Here is a 1,226-nt window from a genome sequence, read left to right as displayed (position 1 = left end):
TTGGGCTGGATTTAGTTAACATTTTTTTAAGCAAAACAACCAAGAAATAAGAGGTATTTTAGAAAAAGTTGGTTGATTTGTCTATGGTTATTGTTGGTTTTATTGTTATAAATCAATTTGTTGTGTGGTTTTTAAGGGTTGACTAGTTATAGGGCGATATTTGTTGGCTTTACCAATTCTTACAGGAGTTATATACTGTTTTATTAAAGTGTATTCTGATTTATTAAAAATATTTACTCATCCGACCAACAATTAAGGTTGTGTCAGTAAAAAAATAAAAGAGTAGCATTTCCTTTGTTTCCTTTATTTAATCAACCCATTATTTATGATTTTAAATTCAAGGTGTTCCCTTTATTTAATATCGCATATTAGGGCAATAATGCCTTATATTGAGGGTTGTTTTATTGTTTTTAGTTTTTATTAAAAAAAATGGTGGTGTTCCTTTGTTTAAATTTAAAGCCCATCTTTTCTATTAGAAAGCCATTTTGAAAAATATTTTTTATGCTCAATAAGTTCTTTGCTATTTTCTATTATTAAATCTATCCCACCATCATAAGGTGCAAATATATTTCCAGTATTCAAAGAATAAAATAATAACTCGCCATCAAAATCATTACCTGCAATATCAAGTATCATGCTATCATTAAGTTTTGATTTATTAAGAATAAAATAATAAGCATCAACAAGATATTCATTATCTTTATCTTCTGCAATATCGTATGTGGTAAAGTAGTGTAAGTCTAATGAATTTATCCATTGCTTATTTTGAGATTCTAAACTACTATCAAAAGCAGTTAAAAAGCCAACTATTTCGCCATTCATAATTTTATTAAATACAGTTTGATTTCTAAGTAAAATTTCTTTATTTTCTATTTTAGAATCTGAATATCTTTTTCCGTTATACAAACTGTGAATCCTAAACCATTTTTTATTATAAACTTCTCTAAAGTAATTACCAAATGGAGGAATATTATTAAAAATATCTAAATCATCTTTATTCATTTACTCAATCTCCAATTATTTTTAAACTTTTATCTGCTGTGCCAAGTCTAGTTTTTTTAGCACCTAAGTTTTTTACACTGTTTGCTATTTTCCAAACACCTCCATTATGTGACTTTATGTCTCTAGTTAGTCGCCCCTTAAAAACCACTCCAAACAAACCAAAACCACCCATTTTTCCAACCATCTAAATCAACAAAACTGCTTTTTATCCAGTACCGCAAAAA

1 protein-coding gene and 1 pseudogene are annotated in these 1,226 nt (G+C 27.4%); both read right to left on the bottom strand.

What is annotated here, in order from left to right:
* Positions 1 to 453: 453 nt before the first annotated feature.
* Complete coding sequence (locus BBROOKSOX_RS11260) at positions 454 to 1,002, bottom strand: DUF3885 domain-containing protein (RefSeq protein WP_139661933.1); 549 nt, start codon at positions 1,000 to 1,002, stop codon at positions 454 to 456.
* A gap of 4 nt (positions 1,003 to 1,006) precedes the next feature.
* Positions 1,007 to 1,132, bottom strand: a pseudogene (locus BBROOKSOX_RS11255) (toxin C-terminal domain-containing protein); the annotation flags it as partial.
* Between the last annotated feature and the right edge of the window lie 94 nt (positions 1,133 to 1,226).

Source organism: bacterium endosymbiont of Bathymodiolus sp. 5 South, from assembly GCF_900128535.1.
In the GTDB taxonomy this organism is placed as follows: Bacteria; Pseudomonadota; Gammaproteobacteria; order PS1; family Pseudothioglobaceae; genus Thiodubiliella.
Note: the sequence above shows the minus strand (reverse complement) of the source record. Positions and strands in the feature narration are given on the sequence as shown.